Source organism: Nocardia sp. NPDC003999 (genome assembly GCF_053604885.1).
In genome coordinates this window covers 38,556-59,969 of the sequence record NZ_JBSGIB010000010.1, presented here as the reverse complement: position 1 = coordinate 59,969, position 21,414 = coordinate 38,556, and the positions used below count along the sequence as shown (strand labels likewise).

Sequence of the window (21,414 nt, the reverse complement as noted above, 5' to 3'; positions counted from 1 at the left end):
GCTCAGATCTCGACCGATTTGCCGGTCGCCGCGGCGTATCCGGCGCGGAAGCCCCACACCATCCCGGGGCCGATGGTTCCGCCCGCTCCGCCGTAGGCGCGGCCGGTCACCCCGGCCATCGCGTTGCCCGCGGCGAACAGCCCGGGAACGACCGCCCCGCCGACGTGCCGCACCCGTCCGTCCCGGTCGGTGCGTGGGCCGCCCTTCGTTCCCATCGCCCCGACGGTGACGGGCACGGCGTAGTACGGAGGCGTGTCGATCGGACCGAGCGTGCGACCGGCGACGGTGGCGGCGCGCTCGTCGCCCCACCACCCGTCGTAGGCGCTCGACCCGCGACCGAAATCGGGATCGATCTCGTCGGCGACCGCGCGATTCCATGCGGCGACGGTCGCGGCGAGCCCGACCGGATCGATACCGGCCTTCGCGCCGAGTTCGGCGAGATCTGTTGATTCGCAGAACCATGCGGGAACCGGATCGCCGGGAGCGACGCCGAGGAAGCCGTATCGCCGCAGGTGGACGGCATCGAAGACGATCCACCCTGGATCGTTGACGTAGCCACCCTTCGGATCGAGACAGTGGAAGGCGCCCGCCATCGAGTTGTACTCCGAGGCCTCGTTGACGAATCGCCTGCCCGCCCGGTTGACCATGATGCTGCGCGGGCGCGTCCGTTCCAGGCGCACACTGCGGCTGCGCGGCCTGCCGTCGATGGTGTCGCCCGGTATCCGGACGATCGGCACCCACCATGCCTCGCTCATCGTGCCGAGGTCGGCGCCGTGCGCCATCGCCATGCGCAGCCCGTCGCCGGTGTTGTTCGGCGGCGACACCGCGCCGTGCATCGGCCCGCGCAGATAGGACCGCACGAGGTCCGGATCCCACTCGAAGCCGCCGGTCGCCAGGACGACACCATTACGCGCCCGCACTGTCGATTCGCCTGCGGCCGTGGTGATCCGGACTCCGGTGACGGCGCCGTTCTCGGCGATCAGCTCCGTCGCCCTCGCCGCGGTGCGCGGGACCACTCCGGCGTCGAGCACGCCTGCGAGCAGCCCCGCGACGAGCGCGGTTCCGGCGACGCAGAGATCGGCCGACTCTTCGCCGACCGTCGCGTGCAGCCGGGCCCGCGTCTCGGCGTCGAATCCGACGTTGCTCCAGTCCGCCGGGAAGGAGGTGATGCGGTCGCGCCACACGCCGAGCCGGGCCAGGTCGAAAGGAGCCGGGCTCAAGGATCGGCCGCCGCCCGGCCTGCCGCCGGGCAGTTCGGGCTTGTAGTCCGGGAATCCTTCGGCGATGTCGAAGCGAAGCCCGCTGTGCGCCTCGACGAAGTCCACCATCGCGGCGCCGGTACGCACGAAGACCTCGACCAGCTCGTCGTCCATCGAGTCCAGCGACTGGGCGTGCAGATAGCTCAGCGCGTCGGCCACACTCAGCGGCCCGTCCGCGCAGCGGTCGTGGGCGGGAATCCACGCGATGCCGCCCGACACCGCACTCGTCCCACCGACGGTCGCCGCCTTCTCGAAGACCGCCACCGACGCTCCGTGCACAGCCGCGGTGAGCGCGGCGGTCAGGCCGGCCGCGCCGCTGCCGAGGACCACGACGTCGACCTCGGTATCAGACGTCGGGTCGGATCGTTCCTGCTGCTGCGAAACCACTGCGCGATGTCCTTTCGGCTGAACGGGATGAGCCTCTGAGCTGCCGGATCCACTCGGCAGAGCCGAATACGGCTGGCGCCTCGAAGCCCGCACCGAGCCGACGGATTCGAAGCCGCGACCACGGCGGCCCCGGACGGGCGCCGCGTGATCGGATCCGAAGCCTCGGCTCGCATACTTGCGAGACCTTCATTTGCAACTGAGAAGAATGGTATTCTCATTGCACAGATGTGGCAATCCCCGCCCGGACGAGATGCTTTCGCACCTTGCCGCTCGCGGTGCGCGGATAGTCCTCGACCTCGAACAACCACTCCGGCCACTGCTGGCGCGCGACACCGGCCGCCGCGAAATGCGCACGCACTTCGTCCATGGACGGCAGCTCGCACCCCGGCCGGATCCGCAGCACCGCGCCGACCGTCTCCCCGAAGCGCTCGTCGGGCACGGCGACGACCACCGCTTCGGCGACCGCGGCCAATTCGGCGAGCACCTCCTCCACCGCCAGCGCGCTGATGTTCTCGCCACCGCGGATGATCACGTCGGACTTGCGATCGGTGACCGTCAGGCAGCCGCTCTCATCCAGGACGCCGATGTCGCCGGTGCGATACCAGCCGTCCTGGTCGAAGACGCGGGCGGTGAGCGAGTCGTCGGTGTAACCGAGGCACAGATCCGGTCCGCGACTGATGATTTCGCCGTCTTCGGCCAGCCGGATCTCCACACCCGGCATCGGCCTGCCGTCGGTGTACAGCCGCTCGTGCTCGGGCGCGGTGTACCGCGACGCGGTGATAGACGGATGTTCGGTGCTGCCGTAGGCGCGAAAGGGCACGAGGCCGAGATCGGCGAGCCTGCGGGTCACCGAGACCGGGACCGCGGATCCACCGAGTCCGACGTATCGGACGTGTCGCAGATGGCCCGGCGTGAAGTCCGGGTGATCGAGCAAGCTGGTGACGAAATACGGCGGACCGCCACCGACCGAAAGGCCGTCGCTGCGCATCAGCGCCAGCACGCGTCCCGGGTCCCAGATATCGGCCAGATGAACCGGTTTGGCATGCAGCACCGGAATCAGGAACGCGCCGACCATGCCGATGAAATGCCCGACCGGGGTCGCCGTGAGTTGCTTGCTCCGATCCAGTTCGTTCCGCTCGGCGAGCTGCCTGGCTTCACAGCCCAGCGTCTGATGGCTGTGCACGACGCCTTTCGGCGCGCTGGTGGTGCCCGAGGTGAACGCGATCAGGGCGGGACTCGCCGGATCCACGGCGACCACCCCGGTCATCGGCTCGTCGGCGAGCAGCCGGTCGAAGTCGATCTCCACGAGCCCGACCAGGGGCACCCCGCGGCTCACCTCCGGATCGAAACTCAGCCTGCCGAACCGGTGCACCGTGATGAACACGGCGGGCCGCACGACGTCGAGGATGTGCGCGACTTCCTTGCGCCCGTAGAAATGCACGATCGGCACCACCACCGCACCGAGCAGCGCGGAAGCCCAGAAGGTGGCGGCGGCCTCCATCCAGTTGGGCAGCTGGAACGCGATCGCGTCACCCGGACCGACGCCACGCGCCCGCAGACCCGCCGCCAGCCTGCGGGCGACCTGCTCGACATCGGCGAAAGTGCCCGACCACGGACGGACATCGGAATGCACCCGGAACTCGGCGCCGGGCGCGGCCGCGAGACCGCGGGACAGCAAGTCGCCCAGGGTCTCTCGGCGCCACCAGCCTTCCCGCTCATAGCAGACTCTCAATTCCTCGGGGACCGTTCGCATCTCGCCTCTCACCCTTCTCGGACACAGCACGTCGCCACGTTGACGGAAATTATGTTCTCTCAAAAGAAGAATATTAGGGCCGCCAACTAGCTACAGAGTGACGGAAAGGAGAGGGAACGAGCTGGAAGCCAGCGGCTCGACACCCCACAACGAGCGAGTTACGCCGGTGCACCGCAAGGTTGCGGTCGAACTTTCAGTAGAGTACCGTTCTCCTTATCGGCAAGGATAATTCTTGCAGATGAGACGGCGGGTCGATCCCCGATCCGGCGAGTGCGCCGTGCGCCCGGAATCAGCCCGGCCACGCGAACGTCGGCCGTTCCCCGGCAGACGGACCGCCTGCCCATTCCCGGCGCACCGCAGCACATGCGTTCCGGCAGACGCGCGATCCGTCGTCACCGCGTGGCCGTCCTGGCCATCGAAGAGAACGAAAGGTTCAGCTGTGGCACGTGTCGAGGGCAAGGTCGCGTTCATCACCGGCGCCGCACGCGGACAGGGCCGCAGTCACGCGGTGCGCCTGGCCGAGGAGGGCGCCGACATCATCGCGGTCGATCTGTGCGAGGACATCGCGACCATCGGTTATCCGCTGGCGACGCCGGAAGACCTCGAGGAGACCGCGAACCTGGTCGGCAAGACCGGTCGGCGGGTCGTCGCCGCGAAGGCCGACGTGCGCAATGCCGAACAGTTGCAGGCCGCGCTGGAGAACGGCATCCGCGAGCTGGGCCGCCTCGACATCGTCGTCGCCCAAGCCGGTGTCGCGGGCATGAAGGGCGAGCCGCAACTGCAAGCTTGGACCGATGTGATCAACACGAACCTGGTCGGCACCATCAACGCCATCCAGGTCGCCCTGCCCCATCTCACCGAGGGCGCGTCGATCATCGCCACCGGCTCCACCGCCTCGCTCATCGACATCTCGAAGATCGACCAGCCGGGCAAGGATCTTGGCGGCATGGCCTACGTGCACTCGAAGCGGGCGCTCACGGCCTACGTCTACGAGCTGTCCCGTCACTTGGCCCCGCGCGGCATCCGCGCCAACGTGGTGCATCCCACCAACTGCAACACCCCGATGCTGCAGAGCGAGCCGATGTATCGCTCGTTCCGTCCCGACCTCGAGCATCCCACCCGCGCCGACGCCGAGCCGGCCTTCGGCGTGCAGCAGGCCATGCGCATCCCGTACGTGGAACCCGAGGACATCAGCAACGCCATCGTCTATCTCGCCTCCGAGGAGGCCAGATACGTCACCGGCCTGCAACTGCGGGTGGATGGCGGCGGCTATCTGAAGTGGTACGACTACCACATCTGATCGACGCGCCGAACCCGCGACACCCGTGATCCCGGAACGCGCCATATCGCTGTCCGGACCGCTCCCGTCGCCGCCGAGCGGGCGCACCGGATTCCGTGAGCAGCAGAGGAACCATTGTGAGCATTGACGACCTGGTCGCCGACGAGGATCGCAAGAAGAACCGGTATCGGTTCGACCGGCACACGCCGGAATACCGGCACCGGTTCCAGGAGATCACCGAGGAACTGCACGCGAAATGCCCGATCGCGTGGAGCGACACCTACGACGGTCACTGGGTGGCCAGCGGCGGCAACGCGGTCTTCGAACTCGCCCGCTGCCCGCACGTCTCCAACGACCACGATCTGCACGGAGAACGCAAGGGTTACAAGGGCATCTCCATCCCGTCCGCCCGGCGCGCGCAGGTGGTGCGCGGCGGCATGCTCGAAATGGACGATCCCGAGCACCGGCTCTACCGCCAGGTGCTCAATCCCTACCTCTCCCCCGCCGCCGTCCGGCGCTGGGAGCCGGTCATCGACGAGATCGTGCGCGCCGCCCTGGACGAGAAGATCGAAACCGGGCACATCGACTTCGTCGACGATCTCGCCAATGTCGTCCCGGCCGTGCTGACCCTGGCCATGCTCGGAATACCGTTGCGGCAGTGGTCCATCTACAGCGAGCCGGTGCACGCCTCCGTGTACACGCCCGAGGACTCACCCGACGCGGCGCGCGTGGCCGAGATGCACCGGGCGATGGGGATCGACCTGCTGACCAACCTGGCCGAGATCAAGCAGAACCCCCGGCCCGGCCTGGTGCAGGCGCTGACCGAACTGCGGATCGACGGCGAACCCGCGCCGGACATCGAACTGCTCGGCATGCTCGGCCTGATCATCGGCGGCGGATTCGACACCACCACCGCGCTCACCGCGCACTCCCTGGAGTGGCTGTCGGAACATCCCGACCAGCGCGAAATGCTGAGCCGGGAGCGCGACGTCCTGCTCGACTCGGCCACCGAGGAGTTCCTGCGCTACTTCACGCCCGCGCCGGGCGACGGGCGCACCTTCTCGGCCGACTGCGTCGTGGACGACACCCGGTTCGAAGAAGGCGAGCGCCTGTGGCTCTCGTGGGCGATGGCCAACCGGGACCCGGCGATCTTCCCTGACCCGAACGAGGTGGTGCTGGATCGTAAGGGCAACCGGCACTTCAGCTTCGGTCTCGGCGTGCATCGCTGCATCGGGTCGAACGTCGCCCGCACGGTGTTCAAGTCGATGCTCACCGCCGTGCTCGACCGGATGCCCGACTACCGCTGCGACCCCGAGGGCACCGTGCACTACGAGACCATCGGCGTCATCCAGGGCATGCGGCATCTGCCCGCCGCCTTCACGCCGGGACCGCGCCTCGGTCCCGGGCTGGCGGATACCTTGGCGAAGTTGCAGCGCATCTGCGACGAGCAGCAGCTGGCGGCGCCGGTGACCGAGCGCCCCGACGTCGCGCGGATCGACCGACCATGAGAACGCTTTCCGACGGCACCGGCACCCCCGTCATCGACGCCAGTGTGCACATCTTCTTCGCCTCGAACGACGACATGCGTGGCTTCCTGCGCGAGCCGTTCAAGAGCCGTGGCATCCCGGATGCCGAGATGGACTGGTACGGCGCACCCGGAGGGGAGTACGCCAAGGGGACACGCGGGCCCGGTCGCGGGTACCCGGGATCCGATCCGGACATCGTCGGCGAGCAGCTGTTCGGGACACGTGGCGTGGACGTCGCGATCCTGCATCCCATGACCAGGGGCATCCTGCCGGACCGGCACCTGACCACGGCGATGCTGGCGGCGCACAACGAGATGATGGTGTCGCGGTGGCTGGATTCCGGCGCGTACGCGTCCCGGTATCGCGGCACCATCCGGGTGAACCCCGAGGACATCCCGGGCGCGCTGCGCGAGATCCGCAAGTGGGCCGGCCATCCCGGTGTCGTCCAGGTCGGCGTCCCGTTGCAGTCACGCGAGCTGTACGGCAAGCCGCAGTTCTGGCCGTTGTGGGAGGCGGCGGCCGAGGCGGGGCTGCCGGTGGCCGCGCACATCGAGACCGGCGAGAGCATCGGCTTCCCGCCCACGCCGTCGGGGCACACCCGGACCTATGAGCAGTACCTCGGGTTCATGTCGCTGAACTACGTCTACCACTTGATGAACATGATCGCCGAGGGCGTCTTCGAGCGGCTGCCGCGATTGCGGTTCGTCTGGGCCGACGGCGCGGCGGACCTGCTCACTCCCTTCACCTGGCGCATGGACACCTTCGGCAGGCCGCATCTGGAGCAGACGCCATGGGCGCCGCGGATGCCAAGCGACTATCTGCCCGGTCACGTGTTCTTCGTCCACGGCAGCCTCGACGGGCCCGGCGACACCGAATTCGCCTCCGAATGGCTGGGTTTCACCGGCAAGGAGGACATGGTGATGTTCGGTTCCAGCTATCCGCATTGGCACTGCGGAGACGTCGACGGGCTACCGTCCACGCTCACCGCGCAGCAGCGCGAAAAGCTGCTCTGGCGCAACGCCTCCCAGCTCTACGGCATCGATATCCCGGCCGAGCTGGTCACCGAATAGCCGCGAACGAAGGGAGACGACCATGACGCTGGCCCACCACCAGCACCGCGCCCCGGCGCCCGAGCAGGTCGCCGTCCGGGTCGTCGACTCGGACGTGCACCCCGTGCCACGCCGCCGGGAACTCGTCGAGTACATCCCCGAGCCCTACCGCAGCTCGTACTTTCTCAGTCACCGGGTCGGCGAGACGATCATCTACGACGCCCCTGACTACGCGCATTCCTACGCGATGCGGGTGGACACCTTCCCCGCCGACGGCGAATTCCCCGGCAGCGACCCGGAACTGGCCTTCCGCCAGTTGATCGTCGAAGCTGGTTCCGATATCGCGATTCTGGAGCCAACGGTCAAGGCCACCCGCCTGCCCGAGGCCACCCAGGCGCTGGCGACGGGCGTCAACCACTGGCTGGCCGACCACTGGCTGGATTCGAAGAACAACTGGCACCAGCGGTGGCGCGGTTCGATCTGCGCGGCGATCGACGACCCGCAGGGCGCGGTGCGCGAGATCGAGCACTGGGCCGGGCACCCGTACATGGCGCAGATTCTCATCAAGGCCGAACCGCGCCCGGCCTGGGGCGATCCGAGATACGACCCGATCTGGGCGGCCGCGACCCAGCACGATCTGGTGGTCAGCTGCCACCTCGGCCGTGGCGCCTACGAGACGATGCCCATGCCGCCGGTCGGATTTCCCAGCTACAACCACGATTTCATGGTCACCTACTCGCTGCTGGCGGCGAACCAGATCATGAGCCTGATCTTCGACGGGGTGTTCGACCGCTTCCCGGCGTTGCGGATCGTGTTCGTGGAACACGCCTTCACCTGGATCCTGCCCCTGATGTGGCGGATGGACGCGATCTACGAAGCGCGCAAGTCGTGGACCGGGATTCGGCGCAAGCCGTCGGAATACGTCAGGGAGCACATCAAGTTCACCACCCAGCCACTGGACTATCCGGAGGACAAGACCGAACTCACCCGGGCGTTCGAATGGATGGAGGCGGACAAGATCCTGCTGTACTCCTCGGACTACCCGCACTGGACCTTCGACGATCCCCGCTGGCTGGTCAAGCACCTTCCGGAGTACGCCCGCGATCGCGTGATGTACCGCAACGGCATCGAGACCTACCACCTGCCGGAGACGGTGCCCGCCATCGACGGCCAGAGGCGGGTGTTCTAGTGCCCGAGGAATACGAGACGCCACGGCTGGCGCAGGGGCGCGAACACGTCGTCGCGACCGTGGACGAGATCCCGCCTGGCTCGTCGAAGGTGGTGCCGATCGGCCGGCACGGTGTCGGCGTCTACAACGTCGGCGGGACGTTCTACGCCATCGCGAACTACTGCCCGCACGAGGGCGGCCCGCTGTGCGCGGGCCGCGCCCGCGGACGCACCGTCGTCGACGAATCGGTCCCCGGCGACGCGGTGATGGTGCGGGACAAGGAATTCATCTACTGCCCCTGGCATCAGTGGGGTTTCGAACTCGCGACCGGCACCACCACGGTGAAACCCGAGTGGAGCATTCGCACCTACCCCGTCCGAATCGTCGGCGACGACGTCGTGGTCATGGCCTGAGGCGGGACCGATGCACAGCGAGAGCGGCGCGGGCCGCGTGTCCTCGGTGGAGATCTACGGCGGCAATGTGGTGTACGAGATCCTCGGCGACGGTGGCGATCTCGTCGTCCTGACGCCGGGTGGCCGGTTCGGCATGGACGTGCCCGGATTACGCCCGCTGGCCGAAGCGATCGTCGCGGGCGGCTACTCGGTGCTGCTGTGGGACCGCCCCAACTGCGGCGCCTCCGACGTGCAGTTCTACGGGCAGACGGAGTCGCACATGCGGGCGCGGACGCTCGACGGCCTGCTCACCGCGCTGGACGCGGGCCCCTGTGTGCTCGCGGGTGGCTCCGGCGGCGCCCGCGACTCGATGCTGACGGCGATGCTCTACCCCGAGCGGGTGACCGAATTGGTGCTCTGGAACATCGTGGGCGGCATCTACGGAATGTTCAATCTCGGCGCGTATTACGTGCTGCCCAGCTTGCAGGTCGTGCGCGGCAGCGGCGTCGCGGGCCTGCCGCGACTGCGAGAGTGGCGCGAGCGCATCGCCCAGAACCCCGCGAACGAGCAACGCCTGCTGAGCCTGGACCGCGACGAGTTCGTCAAGTTGTCGTTGCGCTGGCTCGGCGCATACGTCCCCAAGCCGGGACAGACGATCGCAGGCGTCGACGACGAGATGTTCGACCGCATCCGCGTCCCGACGTTGATCATCCGTGGCGGTGCGGGCGATCTGGACCACCCCAAGCGCACCTCACTCGAAGTGAGCTGCCTGATCGAGGGCTCGACGCTGATCGATCCGCCGTGGCCGGAGGATGCCTGGGAACGCGCGATGGAGGATCGCGCGAGCGGAAAAGTGACGCACTACAACATGTTCGACACCTGGGTACTGGCGGCGCCCGCGATCCTGAAGTTCCTGGACGGCTGATGCCCGCGCGATCGATGCCCGGCGCCCGCCCACGCCGCTCACCGAGTGCGGATCCGGACCTCACAGTTCAACGACGCCTCCAAGGCGGTGTGGATCCGGCTCTCTGGCACCCGTTCCAGGTCGGACTCGCGCAGCGTCACCGACACCACGTCGAAGCCGTCGGCGTCCGGCACCCGGCTGATCTCGCCGGTCACCCCGAAACCGGCGAGTACGCCGTGCGCGTCGTCATCGGTGCCGCGGCTGACGAAGGTCACCACACGCGGCACGGGCGCGGTGCCGAACGCTGCGGCGCACACCTGGACCGCCGCGTCCATCGCGGCGCCGGAATCGTCCGTCTCGACCAGCAATTGGACTTCACGTTGCGCCGCCGGCTTCGCCGACAGGTCGTCGTCCGGAAGCTGCGCCGCGATCGAGGCGGCGTGTGCGCGCAACTCGGTCATCCCGTCCGTCAGCTGCGCCGCGGTGAGCTGCCCGGCGGGGTCGACATTGATACGCAGCACCGCGGTCCTCATGGCGGAAAGCCTAACCGCCGCCAGGAGACGACGCCGCGTCTCTCGCTCGAGATTCAGCCGGAAGAGGTTGCCATGCAAGAAACTGTCGAGCCGGGCGCGGGACTCACCGTGGCCCCCGCGCCCGGCTGCGTGCCGCGCCTGCTGCGGATGAGCGACGGCCGCGAAGATCTCGCCGCCTATCGGGAAGCCGGTGGCTATCGGCCGTTGAGCTCCGCGACCGCGGTGCTCGAGCAGGTGCGCCATAGCGGGCTGCTGGGCCGCGGCGGCGCGGCGTTCCCGATCGCGATCAAACTGACCGGCGTCCGGGACGCTGGTCTGCGCGGACACGAGACCGTCGTCGTCGCCAACGGCGAGGAGGGCGAGCCCGCCTCGGTCAAGGACAAGTGGCTGATGCGGCACCGGCCGCACTTGGTACTGGACGGGTTGCGCCTGGCGGCCGGGATCGTCGGCGCGCGACGCGCCTATGTCTACCTCTCGGATCCGGAATCCGCGCGCCGCGTCGACGCCGCTCTGACCGAACTCGACGCGGCCGGGATCGGGGAGGTCGCCGTCGAACTGGTCACCGTGGACCCGGCGTATGTCGCCGGAGAGGAGACCGCCGCGATTCGTGCGATCAACGGTGGTCCCGCGAAACCGTCCGATAAGCCGCCGCGCCCGTTCGAGCAGGGTGTGGACGGACTGCCAACGGTGGTCGGCAATGTGGAGACCTTGGCGCATCTGCCGTTCGTCCAGCGATACGGCGGTGCGGCGTTCCGCAGTGTGGGGACGGCGTCTTCCCCTGGCACCTTCTTGGCCACCGTCACCGGTGGCGGGCGTCCGCCCGCGCTCTACGAGCTGCCGCACGGCACGAGATTCGCCGATGTGCTCGCCCTGCACGGTGTGCCGCCCGCGCAGGTGCGCGGCGCTCTGCTGGGCGGCTATTTCGCGGGCATGGTCGACCGTGCGGTGCTGGCGGCCACCCTGGACCACGAATCGCTGCGCGCGCTCGGCAGCGGGCTCGGCTGCGGCGCGATCTCCCTGATCACCGCCGAATGCCCCGTCGCGGTCGCCGCGGCGGTGCTGAGTTACTTCGACCGCGAGAACGCAGGCCAATGCGGATCCTGCTTCAACGGCACCGCGGCGATGGCGGCGGCGGCCATCGCGCTGCGCGACGGATCGGCCGGCGCCGCGGATGTCGAGCGGCTGGAGCGCTGGTCGGTGGTGCTGCGCGGCCGCGGCGCCTGCGGAACGCTGGACGGCGCGGCCAACGCGGCCGCCACCTTGCTGGCGCGGTTCTCCGCGGAAGTCACCGCGCATCTGGAAGGCCGATGCCCCACCTGCGCTCACGGCGTCCGCTTGGCCGACCGGCCCTTCGACGCGGAAGCGGTGCCCGCCTCATGAGGATTCGTCTCGACCGGACGCTCTGCGACGGATTCGGCCTGTGCGCCGAACACGCGCCCGCGCATTTCTCTCTCGACGAATGGGGTTACGCGTCGCTGGAGGGGACCGGCGTGGTGGCGGCGGCCGACCGGGACGCGGTGTCGCGCGCCCTGCTGGATTGCCCCGTGCACGCCATCATCGCCATGCCGGAACCCGAAACCGGCCCTTCTACAACGGCTTCCGCGCCTGCGCCGACGACAGAGCAAGCGCCGCCGCGATGAACGGCCACCGTACGCTGTCGGTGCGCCGCGGCTCCACGGCTTCCACCACATCCGCGGCTCGCACGGCGGGCCGGGCACCCTGCGAGACGAAGGCGGCGCGATGAGGATCGAGGTCGACTACCGGGCCTGCGAGAGCAACGGCATCTGCATGGGCATCGTCCCCGAGGTGTTCGACCTCGACGACCGGGACGAACTGCGCGTGCTGCGGCCGGACGTGACCCAGGAGGTCGAGTCGCGCGTGCGGGACGCGGTGGCGCAATGCCCGCGCGCTGCCATCTCGCTCGTCGAGTGATCCGGGCGAGCGGTCGGCGGCCGACTGGGCCGTCACTGTCTGGGCAGGCCCAGGATGCGCTCGGCGATGATGTTGCGCTGGATCTCCGACGTGCCCCCCGCGATGGTGCCCGCGAAACTGCGCACGAAGCGCTCGAACCAGCCCGGCGCGGTCTCCTCCAGGTTGAACACGCTGTGCCGTGCGGTGACATCCGGGTGCGGTAGCCCCTTCGCTCCCGCGGCCGCCAAAGCGTGCTCGGCTCCGCGTTGCACCGCTTCGGAGCCCAGCAGTTTGAGCACCGAGAGTCCGGGACCGGCGTCCTCGCCGCGCGCGGCCTTGGCCAGCGCGTCCGATCCGAGCAGGCGCAACGCGTGCGCGTCGAGGACCAGACTCGCGTAGCGATCGGCGGCCACGGCGGTTTCCGGCCGGAAGTCGGCCAGCAGGCCGTCCAGCCGGTCGGCGAAGCTGAGCCACAGCAGTGTGCGCTCGTGCCCCAGCGAACCGTTGGCCACCCGCCAGCCCTTGTTCAGCTCGCCGACCAAGTTTTCCGCTGGCACCTCCACCTCGGTGAAGAACACCTCGTTGAAGTCCAGGTCGTCCGGATCGCAGACCGAGGCGAACGGGCGGCGGCGCACTCCGGGCAGATCGGTCGGGATGAGCAGGGCCGAGATCCCCCGGTGCTTCGGCGCGGCGGGATCGGTCCGCACGAACGCGAGCAGGACGTCGGCGTCGTGCGCGCCCGAGGTCCAGATCTTGTGCCCGTCCACGACGAAACGGTCACCGCGCAGCACCGCCCGGGTGCGCAGACCGGCCAGATCCGAGCCCGCTTCCGGCTCGCTCATCCCGAGGGATGCGGTCAGGTCTCCACGCAGGATGGGCACCGCCCAGCGCCGCTGCTGCTCGGGTGTCCCGAAGGTGATCAGCGACGCGGCGACGATACCGACGCCCTGCGGATTGAAGGTCTCGTAGATGCCGCGCCGGGCCAGTTCCTCGCGATGCACGTATTGCTGCAGTATCCCGGCGTCGCGGCCGCCGAACTCCGGCGGATAGCCCGGCACCAGCCAGCCGTGTTCGAACAGCAGCCGCTGCCACTGCCGCGCCCATCCGGGGACATGCGAGGTCGACCGAGGGCGTTCGCCCGCTGCGGCCTCCGGCGGCAGGTTCCGGTCCAGGAACTCCGCGAACTCGGCGCGGAACGCTTTCACGTCGTCATCGAAGGTCAGCTGCACGGTACTCCCTCGCGATCGTCGCGCGATGCTCGTCGGCGCCGCCGAGGAGCAGTTCCCCGGCCTTCGCCCGTTTCAACGCGAACTGCACATCGTTCTCCCAGGTGTAGCCCATGGCGCCGAAGAGCTGCAGACCGTGGCGGAAGACCACCGCCTGGCACTCGCCCGCGGCCGCCTTGGCCATGACGGCGGCCAGATGCCGTCGCGGGTCGCCCGCGGCGATGGTCAGCGCGGCCCAGTAGGTCAGCGCGCGGGCGCGCTGGACGGCCACGTGCATGTCGGCGGCCTTGTGCGCGACCGCCTGGAACGCGCCGATCGGCACCCCGAACTGGCGGCGCACGCCGACGTGTTCGACGACCAGGTCCAGCACGCGCTGACACGCCCCGACCATGGTGGCCGCGAGACCGGTCAGCGCGACCTCCCTGGCTTGCCCCACATCGCGGTCCACCCGGTCACCGGCGCCGACGCGCACCTGGTCCAGCGTGACCTGCGCGACGTGCAGCAGTGGGTCGAAGACGGTGATCCGGCGTGCGGTGACCCGTTCGGCGGGAAGCACGAAGACCCCGGCCCGGGTGGCGACTGCCAATCGTTCGGCCCGATCGCCGTCGAGCACCTGAGCGGTGCCGCCGAGAACCCACTCCTCGCCCTCGCGGCGCGCCGAAATGCCCTCGAACACCGCGGTTCCCGCCACGGCTGGGTCGGCCTCACCGGACAGCGGCGCGTACTGGGTCATCGTGGCCAGGTACGGAGTGGGATCGGTGGCCCGCCCCAGTTCCTCCAGCACGATCGTCAGCTCGACCGTCTCGCCGGGATCGGTCAGCGCGGTCCACCCCTGGTCTCGATAGACCTTCCACAGAGGTCCTGGATCCGCTCCGCGATCGGCGATGTCCCTGACCAGTGCGACGGGACAGTGCCGTGCGAGCACCTCCCGCACAGTGTCCTGCCACAACCGCTGATCGGAGTCGAACTCCAGCAACATCCGATCGCCCTCCTCGACGACTGCCGGGAACCGCTTTTCTCGAACCGCGTTGAGAATATGGTTCTTCTTTCACGATAATAGTAGTTTCATTTCTTAGATGCCAATCAGGTAAGAGGAAGAACGATGGTTGCGAGCGGGTATCACGCGGCGATGCGCGGTGCGCGGCGAGTGCGTGCGAGCCGGCGCGCAGGGCGCGGCCGCCATGACTGACGTGGAGGGGCGGCGCGAGCCCGCGTGGAAGCAACGCGCCGTGGAGCGGTCGTTGCGCACGGCCAAGTTGCGAGCGGGCCAGCGGGTACAACGGTTCCTGGACGCCGCGCAGGCGATCATCACCGAGAAGGGCAGTACGGATTTCACGGTGCAGGAGGTCGTCGACCGGTCACGGCAGTCGCTGCGCAGCTTCTATCTGCAGTTCGACGGCAAACACGAGTTGCTGCTCGCCCTGTACGAGGACGCGCTGAGCCGCACGGTGGAACAGATTCGCGCGGCCACGGTAAACAGCGGCGAACCGCTGGACCGTTTACGGACCGCGGTGGAGCTGCTGTTCCAGTTGTGCCGACCGGATCCCGACGCGCGCAGACCGCTGTTCACCGAGTTCTCGCCGCAGCTGCTGAGCTCGCATCCCGCGGAGGTCCGCATGGCGCACGCGTCACTGTTCGGGCTGTTCACCGAGTTGATGACGGAGGCGCAGGCGGCGGGCAGACTGACCGCCGCCGCCAATCCACGCCGCCTCGCCGCGATGATCATGCACACGGTGATGTTCACGTCGCAGCCCGCGAACGCCGACCCCGGCGCGAAGCCACTGACACCCGAAGAGCTGTGGAACTTCTGCGCCCATGGCATCACCGGCCGCCACGTCTAGCCGAGCGAGATCTCCGGAGGTCACGCCCGGCGCTCGAGAGTTCCCAGAAAGCTCTCGGCGGCGTCCTGGACCCGGTCGCGGTCGCCGGTGGCGAGCAGGTCGAGCAGCAGGCCGCGGATCGTGGCGATCACCAATGTGGCTGTGCGAGCCGCGGTCTCGGGGTCGGTGTCGGACGCCTGGGCTTCGCACAGTGCGATCTTCCAGTCGGTGACGACATGGTCGAGGAAGTCGGCGAATTGGCGCGGAGCTTGCAGAGCGCGCCCGTAGACGGCGAAGAACAGTTTGAACTCCGCCCACCGCCGCGGGTCGGAGCTGCGGGTCCAGACCGCGCGGGCTGCCGTCGCAAGGTCGGGATGCGCGCCCGCCGCATCACCGGTGGCAGCGAACATGCGCCGCCGCAACCGCTCGAGGATGGCCTGAAGCATTTGTTCTTTGGTGCCGAAGTGGTGCACCAGGGTGGTCGGTGAGACCCCGAGGCCTGCCGCGACCGGCCGCCACGACAATTCGGAGAGCCCGTGCTCGATCGTGTAGTCGACCACCGCCTCGAGCAGCTCTTCCCGGTGTCGATGGTCGACCGGCCGCCCTGCCATCGTTGCGCTCCCTCGTTCGCGGATTGACATTCCTAAAACGACTGTACTAGAAATTATTCCTAGAACGACTGTACAAGAAATTTGAGTCAGGAGCCTTCCATGTCACGAGTCGTCGTCTTCGACGAGACCGGCGCCCCCGAAGTCCTGCGCATCATCGACGAGCCGGTCGGCGACCCAGGCATCGACGAGGTGCGAATCAAGGTCGAAGCCATCGGCATCAACCGACTGGACCAGATGGTGCGTGCGGGCATGTCCCCGCGGCCGATCCGAATGCCACACGCCCGTCTCGGAGTCGAAGCAACCGGAACGATCGATGCCCTCGGCGCCGGGGTCGAGGGATGGGCGATCGGCGATGCGGTCGTCGTCACCGCCGTGCCCGACATGGACGTCAACGGCACCTACGCCGAACACATCGTCCTGCCCGCCGATCGGGTCATCGCTCGACCCGCCGGATTGGACGCCACGAGCGCCGCAGCGCTATGGGTGGCCTACTCCACCGCCTACGGCGCGCTCGTCGAGAAGGCCGCGATGGAACCCGGTCACCATGTCCTGATCACCGCCGCCTCCAGTTCTGTCGGCCTCGCCGCCATCCAGATCGCCAACCAGATCGGCGCCGTTCCCCTAGCCGTCACCCGGCACGCCGCGAAGCGGGACATCTTGCTGGCCACCGGCGCCGCCGCTGTCATCGTCACCGACCACGACGATGTCGTCGAGGCAACGCACCGGCACACCGCCGGGGCCGGCGCCGACATCGTTCTGGACTCCGTCATGGGTCCCGGCCTGGCCGAACTTGCCGACGCGGCAAAGCCGTTCAGCGGCACCCTGGTCACGGTGGGCTGGCTCGATCCCCGGCCCGCGCCGTTCCCGGCGAGCCCGATCACGATGATCCGGTACATGAGCTTCGAGCACACCCTCGACCCTGTGGCGGTGCGCCGCATCGCGGCATTCCTGACCGCGGGCATCCACACCGGTGCCCTGCACCCCACCGTCGACAGCGTGTTCACTCTCGACGACATCGTCGCCGCACACCACCACCTGGAACAGGGACATCACGTCGGCAAAATCGTCGTCACCATCTGACCCTCGCGTGGCGTTCAGCGCGGTGGCCAGGGCGTCGTGGACGGATTCGGAGGCCCCTGCGAGGCTGCCGCGGTCCATGCGCACGTTGTAGTCCACCGAGACCCCGGCGAGTGGGGCGATATCTTCGCGGCGCAACCCGGCCACGTGGCGGTGGCCGCCGTAGGCGGGCAGCCCGGCCTGCTGCGGGGTCAGCCGCGCGCGGCGGGTTCGCAGGAACTCCCGGATTTCGCTGCGCAGTTCCCATGATCGCGCACTATCCGGCGTTGCCGGATGTTCTTGGCCTTGAAGGCTCTTGCTCGTTCCCCGGATCGTGTTGTCCCGCGTCGAGTGGAAGCCGTCCGGGGCCGGGAGGGTAGATCGGCTGCGGGCGATGTCCGAACAAGTAGTCGCGGAAGGCCCGCAGATATTCGTCTTGTTCCTGTTGATCGAGAAACCTGGTCGTGTTCGGGTCGAACCAATCGCTCGGCGCCGCGCCGCGCGCGATCACATAGTCGAGGGCTTCGCGCACCATGTCCCCGTAGCTCGGCTCGTTGGCGATAGCGGCGCGCAGAACCGGGGCATAACGCCACATTTGCTCACCTAAGTGGGTGTAGGGCAAATTACCGACGGGCCACAGCAAACTGTCGGCATGCGGTATTTCGTCCCACCACACGGGCCGTGGGCCGAGAGTGTCACCGGCCCGCATTTGTGCGGGCGAATCCGTGACGGGTTTCGGGTAGTCGGGGGCGATCGTTCGGTCGACGCCGCGGGGGCGCCACGTCGGCCCGGTCCGAAGGTTCCTGGGCGGATACCACACGCCTCGCCACACCGGGACTCCGAGAGTCGGAGGGTTCACCCGAAGTCGCTGGGCCAATGAAATGTCGACCGTGATGCGGCGCACAGGGGGTAACTCCGCGTCGAGGGGGAGCAGATCCGCCACCATCGACAAGCAGTCCCGCTCATCGAATCCGGTCACACCAACGCCCTGGCAGAGCTCCACCCAGAAGTTCGATTCGCGCTCCCCGTCGAATTCGATCCAGAACCGCCGCACCGTGGGCATACGCGATTTCCTCCCGTGGACACTTACTACAACGCAATGATCCCCGCGCCGATCAGTACCTACCACTCAATTTGTCGGTCACCGACTGCCTCTCACCGCGCGCGCCACACCGACACGGCGAGCGTCGAGACATCCAGTGCCTTGCTGAGTTCGATCTGCCCGTTGCCCGCCCGGGCCAGGAACGCTTGCACGACCGTGTCCGGATCGTCGCTCAGCTCGTACATCGCGAGATACCGGTGCGCGGGCGCTTCGGCGTTGCCGCCGGGCAGGGCGGCGGGCACGATCTCGAATCGCTGCCCGCTCGACACGCCCGGTACCTCGACCACCTCGGCCAGATGCTGATTGTCGTACCACTCGTTGAACGCGTCGTCCTGCCCCGCTACGGCATTGGAGAACACCAGCATCTTCGATTCCGCCATGTTCGGGTCCTTCCGCTCCCCGCCCGGTCCGCACGCCGGGCCATTGTGTGCTTGTGCGAGTTGTGCTTTCGACCAGGGTCAGTCGCTGGCCGGAAGCGGCTTGGCTTCCTTCAGCGCCAGCGGTGTGCCGCCGACGCTGAGCGTGCCGATACCGGCCTTCGTCACGAGGATCTCCGCGCCGAAGTCGTCGACATAGCGCTTGCCCATCAGATTGCCGTCGGCGTAGTCGGCGGCAGGCTCGGCGCCCGGAGTCCGTTCCGCGCCGATCGGAATCATCGGAACACCCCCGGCGCGAAGGTCGTCGAGACTGTCCGCGGCTTTCACCACGATCACCTCGGTGTCGCACACCTGGCTGCGCAGGCGAGTGCCGTTCTTGACCATTGTCATCCTTTCCTGACGGCGACTACGTATCGGCGGCGACATCGGCCGCGAGCTGCGGGCCGTACTCGTCGACGAGTTCGCGGCGCAGCACCTTCCCGGTCGGTGTCGTGGGCAGCGAATCCCGGAAGACCACCCGGTCGGGCGTGCGCGAGCCGCGCAGACCGGCCCGGACGTAGTCGCGCAGTGCACCGGGGTCCGGCGTCGCGCCGTTCGCGGGCACCACCACCGCCACGATGATCTGGCCCCACTGCGCGTCCTCCACACCGACGACCGCCACCTCACGCACCGCCGGGTGCTCCACCAGCACATCCTCGATCTCGGCCGGCGCGATGTTCTCCCCGCCGCGGATGATCGTGTCGTCGGAGCGGCCGCCGATGAACAGATAGCCGTCGGCGTCGAGCGTCGCCACGTCCTTGGTCGGGAACCACCCTTCCTCGTCCAGCACCGACCCGATCCCGGTGTACCGGCCGGACACCTGCGGCCCGCGGACGAACAACTCGCCCGACGCGCCCGCGGGCAGCACGCGGCCGTCGTCGTCGCGGATCTGTACCTCGATGCCGGGCACCGGCTGTCCGACGGAACCGAGCCGACGCGCGACCGCCGGGTCGGTGGACCGGTGCGCTGCCCGGTGATCCTCCGGTCCCAGCACCGCGATGGTGGAACTCGTTTCGGTCAGGCCGTAGGCGTTCACGAAACCGACTTCCGGCAGCAGGTCGAGCGCCTTGCGGACCAGCGGCAACGCGACCTTGGATCCGCCATAGGCGAGGTTGCGCAGGGCAGGCAGCTTCGCCCCTGACCGCTCCAGTTCGGTCACGATGCGATCGAGCATGGTCGGCACCACGGTCGCGGTGGTGACGGACGCGCTGCCCGCCAGCTCGACCCAGCGCGCGGCGTCGAAGTTGCGCAGATACACCATGGTCCGCCCGGCGTACAGGTTGGACAGCGCCGCGCTGATACCGGCGATGTGGTAGGGCGGCACGCAGATCAGCGCCGCGTCCGCGGGCTCGGCCGAGTCGAATTCGACTGTCCCGGTGATGTAGCCGACCAAATTGTTGTGCGAGAGCTCGACCGCTTTGGGCTTGGAAGTCGTACCGGAGGTGAACAGCACGACAGCCACCTGGTCGGGATCGGGCGGCTCGGCGCCCGCGCCCGCACCGACGGTGGACGCCGCCTCGATGAATGCCGATGAGCGCAGGACCCTGCCGCCGAACGCGGCCACGATGTCGTGGTACTCGTCGTCGCAGACCACCAGCGGATCCGCGAGCCGAGCGATGAGTTCACCAAGGGAGTCGGGAGCGAGACGATAGTTCAAGGGCGTGAACGGGATTCCGGCGCCCGCCGAAGCGAAGACCAGCAGCGGCAGCAGATGTCCGCCGGTACCCACGTAGGCCACGGTCCGGGCGCCGGAGTTCGCGATCACCGCGGCGCCACCCTCCGCGCGCGCGCTCAGCTCCGACGCGGTCCAGCGCACCTCGTCGCACACCACCGCGAGCCGGTCCGGGTTGCCCGAGACAGCCATGTCCAGCAAGAGCGAAACGCTCATTCCGCACCCTCTCCGCGAGCGCCTCGCGACGCTGCGATATTGTTATTCTCTGTAGTGGAGAATATCATATTCATGAAGTGCGACGAGGTCGGCTTCGTCGCGCCGACCGCAGGGATCGCGACGCAGAAGGAAGGCCACAGACCGGTGTTCCGGGTGATCGAGGTGACCGCCGAGCCGGATGCGGCAGCCGACGCGGCACCGCCCGGCGTCGTCGTGGCGGTCGCCACCGATCCGATCGGTCCCGCGGCCGAGTACTGGTTGGAGCACGCCAGTTTCACGCTCACCGACGCGGAGAGCGACGATCCGCGTGTCGTCACCGTCGCCACCGTCGATGCGACCGTCGCCGCGCTGCGCGAGCGCTTCGAGCGCCACCCCACGGCCGCCACGATCTGTGATGACGTCCTGCGCGCCGCACAGACCGCGGACGTGCGGGCCGGTCTGCTCACCGAGTCTCTCGCGTACTCGACACTGCAGGGCGGCCCGGAGTTCGGCGCCTGGCTGCGGGAGCGCGGACCGGCGGCGATCCGGCCGGAGGATGCCGAGCCGCTGGAAGTCGTCCGCACCGGACACACCCTGACGATCCGTTTCGATCGGCCGCATCGGCACAACGCGTTCGACAATCGCACCCGCGCCGCCTTGCTCGACGCACTCGCGATCGCCCGGCTCGATCCGTCGGTGCGGGTGGTGGAACTCGGCGGCAACGGCCCCTCGTTCTGCAGCGGTGGCGATCTCGCCGAATTCGGCGCCTTCACCGACGTGGCCGCCGCGCATCTGGCGCGCACCCGCCACAGCCCGGCGCTCGCGTTGCACGAGGTGGCCGAACGCCTCGGACGCGGCTGCCGCGCTGTCGTGCACGGGCGCGTGCTGGGCAGCGGACTGGAGATGGCCGCCGCCTGCGGCACCGTCCTCGCCGACCCCGGTGCGGAATTCGGCCTGCCCGAACTGGGCCTCGGACTCATCCCAGGTGCGGGCGGTACGGTGAGCGTCACTCGGCGGATCGGCCGCTGGCGGACCGGCTACCTCGTACTCAGCGGCCGCACCGTCCCGGCGTCGACCGCGCTCGCGTGGGGTTTGATCGACGCCATCGCACCGCGCAGGCAGACTCGATGATCGTGACCACGAGGCCGTCTCCCG

Annotated in this window: 22 protein-coding genes and 1 pseudogene; 12 read left to right on the top strand and 11 right to left on the bottom strand. The window is 68.6% G+C overall.

Features of this window, described 5'->3' with window-relative positions; genetic code table 11:
* Positions 1–2: 2 nt before the first annotated feature.
* Together ACWESM_RS20635 and ACWESM_RS20630 are read right to left on the bottom strand one after the other, a co-directional pair.
* Positions 3–1,646 carry an FAD-dependent oxidoreductase gene (locus ACWESM_RS20635; protein WP_452493162.1) on the bottom strand — a complete coding sequence of 548 codons (1,644 nt, stop codon included), beginning with the start codon at positions 1,644–1,646 and terminating at the stop codon, positions 3–5.
* Positions 1,647–1,860: 214 nt separating this feature from the next.
* Positions 1,861–3,399 (bottom strand): AMP-binding protein, encoded by a 1,539-nt coding sequence (locus ACWESM_RS20630; protein ID WP_452493160.1) that lies wholly within the window; start codon positions 3,397–3,399, stop codon positions 1,861–1,863.
* Positions 3,400–3,838: 439 nt separating this feature from the next.
* On the opposite strand from ACWESM_RS20630, the gene ACWESM_RS20625 reads away from it, so the two are divergent.
* From ACWESM_RS20625 to ACWESM_RS20600, 6 genes are all read left to right on the top strand, one after another.
* The gene (locus tag ACWESM_RS20625; RefSeq protein WP_452493158.1) at positions 3,839–4,699 is read left to right on the top strand and encodes a mycofactocin-coupled SDR family oxidoreductase; all 861 of its coding nucleotides are present in this window, start codon (positions 3,839–3,841) and stop codon (positions 4,697–4,699) included.
* 116 nt (positions 4,700–4,815) lie between these two features.
* Positions 4,816–6,186, top strand: a complete 1,371-nt coding sequence (locus ACWESM_RS20620) for a cytochrome P450 (protein ID WP_452493156.1) — start codon at positions 4,816–4,818, stop codon at positions 6,184–6,186.
* On the top strand, positions 6,183–7,274 hold the full coding sequence (locus ACWESM_RS20615; protein WP_452493154.1) for an amidohydrolase family protein: 1,092 nt from the start codon (positions 6,183–6,185) through the stop codon (positions 7,272–7,274). Before ACWESM_RS20620 ends, ACWESM_RS20615 begins: the two co-directional genes overlap by 4 nt.
* 22 nt (positions 7,275–7,296) lie before the next feature.
* On the top strand, positions 7,297–8,442 hold the full coding sequence (locus ACWESM_RS20610; RefSeq protein WP_452493153.1) for an amidohydrolase family protein: 1,146 nt from the start codon (positions 7,297–7,299) through the stop codon (positions 8,440–8,442).
* Entirely contained in the window at positions 8,442–8,834 is a 393-nt protein-coding gene (locus ACWESM_RS20605) for a Rieske (2Fe-2S) protein (protein ID WP_452493151.1), read from the top strand. Before ACWESM_RS20610 ends, ACWESM_RS20605 begins: the two co-directional genes overlap by 1 nt.
* 37 nt (positions 8,835–8,871) lie before the next feature.
* Positions 8,872–9,738: an alpha/beta fold hydrolase gene (locus ACWESM_RS20600; RefSeq protein WP_452493390.1), complete on the top strand. Its 867-nt coding sequence runs from the start codon at positions 8,872–8,874 to the stop codon at positions 9,736–9,738.
* A 38-nt stretch (positions 9,739–9,776) separates the two neighbouring features.
* Here the strand turns inward: ACWESM_RS20600 and ACWESM_RS20595 are convergent, their stop codons facing one another.
* Entirely contained in the window at positions 9,777–10,250 is a 474-nt protein-coding gene (locus ACWESM_RS20595; protein ID WP_452493149.1) for a hypothetical protein, read from the bottom strand.
* 72 nt (positions 10,251–10,322) lie between these two features.
* On the opposite strand from ACWESM_RS20595, the gene ACWESM_RS20590 reads away from it, so the two are divergent.
* The 3 genes from ACWESM_RS20590 (at position 10,323) to ACWESM_RS20580 (ending at position 12,182) form a co-directional block, all read left to right on the top strand.
* Positions 10,323–11,630, top strand: a complete 1,308-nt coding sequence (locus tag ACWESM_RS20590) for an NADH-ubiquinone oxidoreductase-F iron-sulfur binding region domain-containing protein (RefSeq protein ID WP_452493147.1) — start codon at positions 10,323–10,325, stop codon at positions 11,628–11,630.
* Positions 11,627–11,890 (top strand): ferredoxin, encoded by a 264-nt coding sequence (locus ACWESM_RS20585; protein ID WP_452493145.1) that lies wholly within the window; start codon positions 11,627–11,629, stop codon positions 11,888–11,890. Before ACWESM_RS20590 ends, ACWESM_RS20585 begins: the two co-directional genes overlap by 4 nt.
* Before the next feature lie 100 nt (positions 11,891–11,990).
* Positions 11,991–12,182, top strand: coding sequence for a ferredoxin (locus tag ACWESM_RS20580; RefSeq protein ID WP_452493143.1), 192 nt, complete (start codon positions 11,991–11,993; stop codon positions 12,180–12,182).
* A gap of 32 nt (positions 12,183–12,214) precedes the next feature.
* Here ACWESM_RS20580 and ACWESM_RS20575 read toward each other — a convergent pair whose 3' ends face one another.
* Positions 12,215–13,390, bottom strand: coding sequence for an acyl-CoA dehydrogenase family protein (locus ACWESM_RS20575; RefSeq protein ID WP_452493141.1), 1,176 nt, complete (start codon positions 13,388–13,390; stop codon positions 12,215–12,217).
* Entirely contained in the window at positions 13,371–14,366 is a 996-nt protein-coding gene (locus ACWESM_RS20570; RefSeq protein WP_452493139.1) for an acyl-CoA dehydrogenase family protein, read from the bottom strand. Before ACWESM_RS20570 ends, ACWESM_RS20575 begins: the two co-directional genes overlap by 20 nt.
* A gap of 202 nt (positions 14,367–14,568) precedes the next feature.
* On the opposite strand from ACWESM_RS20570, the gene ACWESM_RS20565 reads away from it, so the two are divergent.
* Positions 14,569–15,228, top strand: coding sequence for a TetR/AcrR family transcriptional regulator (locus tag ACWESM_RS20565; RefSeq protein WP_452493138.1), 660 nt, complete (start codon positions 14,569–14,571; stop codon positions 15,226–15,228).
* Between the two features lie 20 nt (positions 15,229–15,248).
* Here the strand turns inward: ACWESM_RS20565 and ACWESM_RS20560 are convergent, their stop codons facing one another.
* Positions 15,249–15,818, bottom strand: coding sequence for a TetR/AcrR family transcriptional regulator (locus ACWESM_RS20560; RefSeq protein WP_355075111.1), 570 nt, complete (start codon positions 15,816–15,818; stop codon positions 15,249–15,251).
* A 99-nt stretch (positions 15,819–15,917) separates the two neighbouring features.
* Between ACWESM_RS20560 and ACWESM_RS20555 the strand changes: the two genes are divergently transcribed.
* Positions 15,918–16,898, top strand: coding sequence for a zinc-dependent alcohol dehydrogenase family protein (locus ACWESM_RS20555; RefSeq protein WP_452493136.1), 981 nt, complete (start codon positions 15,918–15,920; stop codon positions 16,896–16,898).
* A gap of 15 nt (positions 16,899–16,913) precedes the next feature.
* Here the strand turns inward: ACWESM_RS20555 and ACWESM_RS20550 are convergent.
* The 5 genes and pseudogenes from ACWESM_RS20550 to ACWESM_RS20530 form a co-directional block, all read right to left on the bottom strand.
* A pseudogene (locus ACWESM_RS20550) lies at positions 16,914–17,135 on the bottom strand (transcriptional regulator); the annotation flags it as partial.
* 16 nt (positions 17,136–17,151) lie between these two features.
* Positions 17,152–17,937: a hypothetical protein gene (locus ACWESM_RS20545; protein WP_452493134.1), complete on the bottom strand. Its 786-nt coding sequence runs from the start codon at positions 17,935–17,937 to the stop codon at positions 17,152–17,154.
* A gap of 92 nt (positions 17,938–18,029) precedes the next feature.
* A complete protein-coding gene (locus tag ACWESM_RS20540; RefSeq protein WP_452493133.1) occupies positions 18,030–18,356 on the bottom strand; it encodes a hypothetical protein in 327 nt (108 codons plus the stop codon).
* Between the two features lie 78 nt (positions 18,357–18,434).
* Positions 18,435–18,737 (bottom strand): hypothetical protein, encoded by a 303-nt coding sequence (locus ACWESM_RS20535; protein ID WP_452493131.1) that lies wholly within the window; start codon positions 18,735–18,737, stop codon positions 18,435–18,437.
* Positions 18,738–18,759: 22 nt separating this feature from the next.
* Positions 18,760–20,280, bottom strand: coding sequence for a class I adenylate-forming enzyme family protein (locus tag ACWESM_RS20530; RefSeq protein ID WP_452493129.1), 1,521 nt, complete (start codon positions 20,278–20,280; stop codon positions 18,760–18,762).
* Positions 20,281–20,424: 144 nt separating this feature from the next.
* Here ACWESM_RS20530 and ACWESM_RS20525 point away from each other — a divergent pair, with 144 nt between their 5' ends.
* Positions 20,425–21,390 (top strand): enoyl-CoA hydratase/isomerase family protein, encoded by a 966-nt coding sequence (locus ACWESM_RS20525; RefSeq protein WP_452493388.1) that lies wholly within the window; start codon positions 20,425–20,427, stop codon positions 21,388–21,390.
* Positions 21,391–21,414 lie beyond the last annotated feature (24 nt).

Bases quoted from the DNA above. Each gene is read 5' to 3' on its own strand.
- ACWESM_RS20585 (WP_452493145.1), top strand. From the start codon at position 11,627: ATGAGGATTCGTCTCGACCGGACGCTCTGCGACGGATTCGGCCTGTGC.
- ACWESM_RS20590 (WP_452493147.1), top strand. From the start codon at position 10,323: ATGCAAGAAACTGTCGAGCCGGGCGCGGGACTCACCGTGGCCCCCGCG.
- ACWESM_RS20630 (WP_452493160.1), bottom strand. From the start codon at position 3,399: ATGCGAACGGTCCCCGAGGAATTGAGAGTCTGCTATGAGCGGGAAGGC.
- ACWESM_RS20530 (WP_452493129.1), bottom strand. From the start codon at position 20,280: ATGAGCGTTTCGCTCTTGCTGGACATGGCTGTCTCGGGCAACCCGGAC.
- ACWESM_RS20535 (WP_452493131.1), bottom strand. From the start codon at position 18,737: ATGGTCAAGAACGGCACTCGCCTGCGCAGCCAGGTGTGCGACACCGAG.
- ACWESM_RS20580 (WP_452493143.1), top strand. From the start codon at position 11,991: ATGAGGATCGAGGTCGACTACCGGGCCTGCGAGAGCAACGGCATCTGC.
- ACWESM_RS20565 (WP_452493138.1), top strand. From the start codon at position 14,569: ATGACTGACGTGGAGGGGCGGCGCGAGCCCGCGTGGAAGCAACGCGCC.
- ACWESM_RS20595 (WP_452493149.1), bottom strand. From the start codon at position 10,250: ATGAGGACCGCGGTGCTGCGTATCAATGTCGACCCCGCCGGGCAGCTC.
- ACWESM_RS20610 (WP_452493153.1), top strand. From the start codon at position 7,297: ATGACGCTGGCCCACCACCAGCACCGCGCCCCGGCGCCCGAGCAGGTC.
- ACWESM_RS20540 (WP_452493133.1), bottom strand. From the start codon at position 18,356: ATGGCGGAATCGAAGATGCTGGTGTTCTCCAATGCCGTAGCGGGGCAG.
- ACWESM_RS20615 (WP_452493154.1), top strand. From the start codon at position 6,183: ATGAGAACGCTTTCCGACGGCACCGGCACCCCCGTCATCGACGCCAGT.
- ACWESM_RS20555 (WP_452493136.1), top strand. From the start codon at position 15,918: ATGTCACGAGTCGTCGTCTTCGACGAGACCGGCGCCCCCGAAGTCCTG.
- ACWESM_RS20570 (WP_452493139.1), bottom strand. From the start codon at position 14,366: ATGTTGCTGGAGTTCGACTCCGATCAGCGGTTGTGGCAGGACACTGTG.
- ACWESM_RS20560 (WP_355075111.1), bottom strand. From the start codon at position 15,818: ATGGCAGGGCGGCCGGTCGACCATCGACACCGGGAAGAGCTGCTCGAG.
- ACWESM_RS20545 (WP_452493134.1), bottom strand. From the start codon at position 17,937: ATGCCCACGGTGCGGCGGTTCTGGATCGAATTCGACGGGGAGCGCGAA.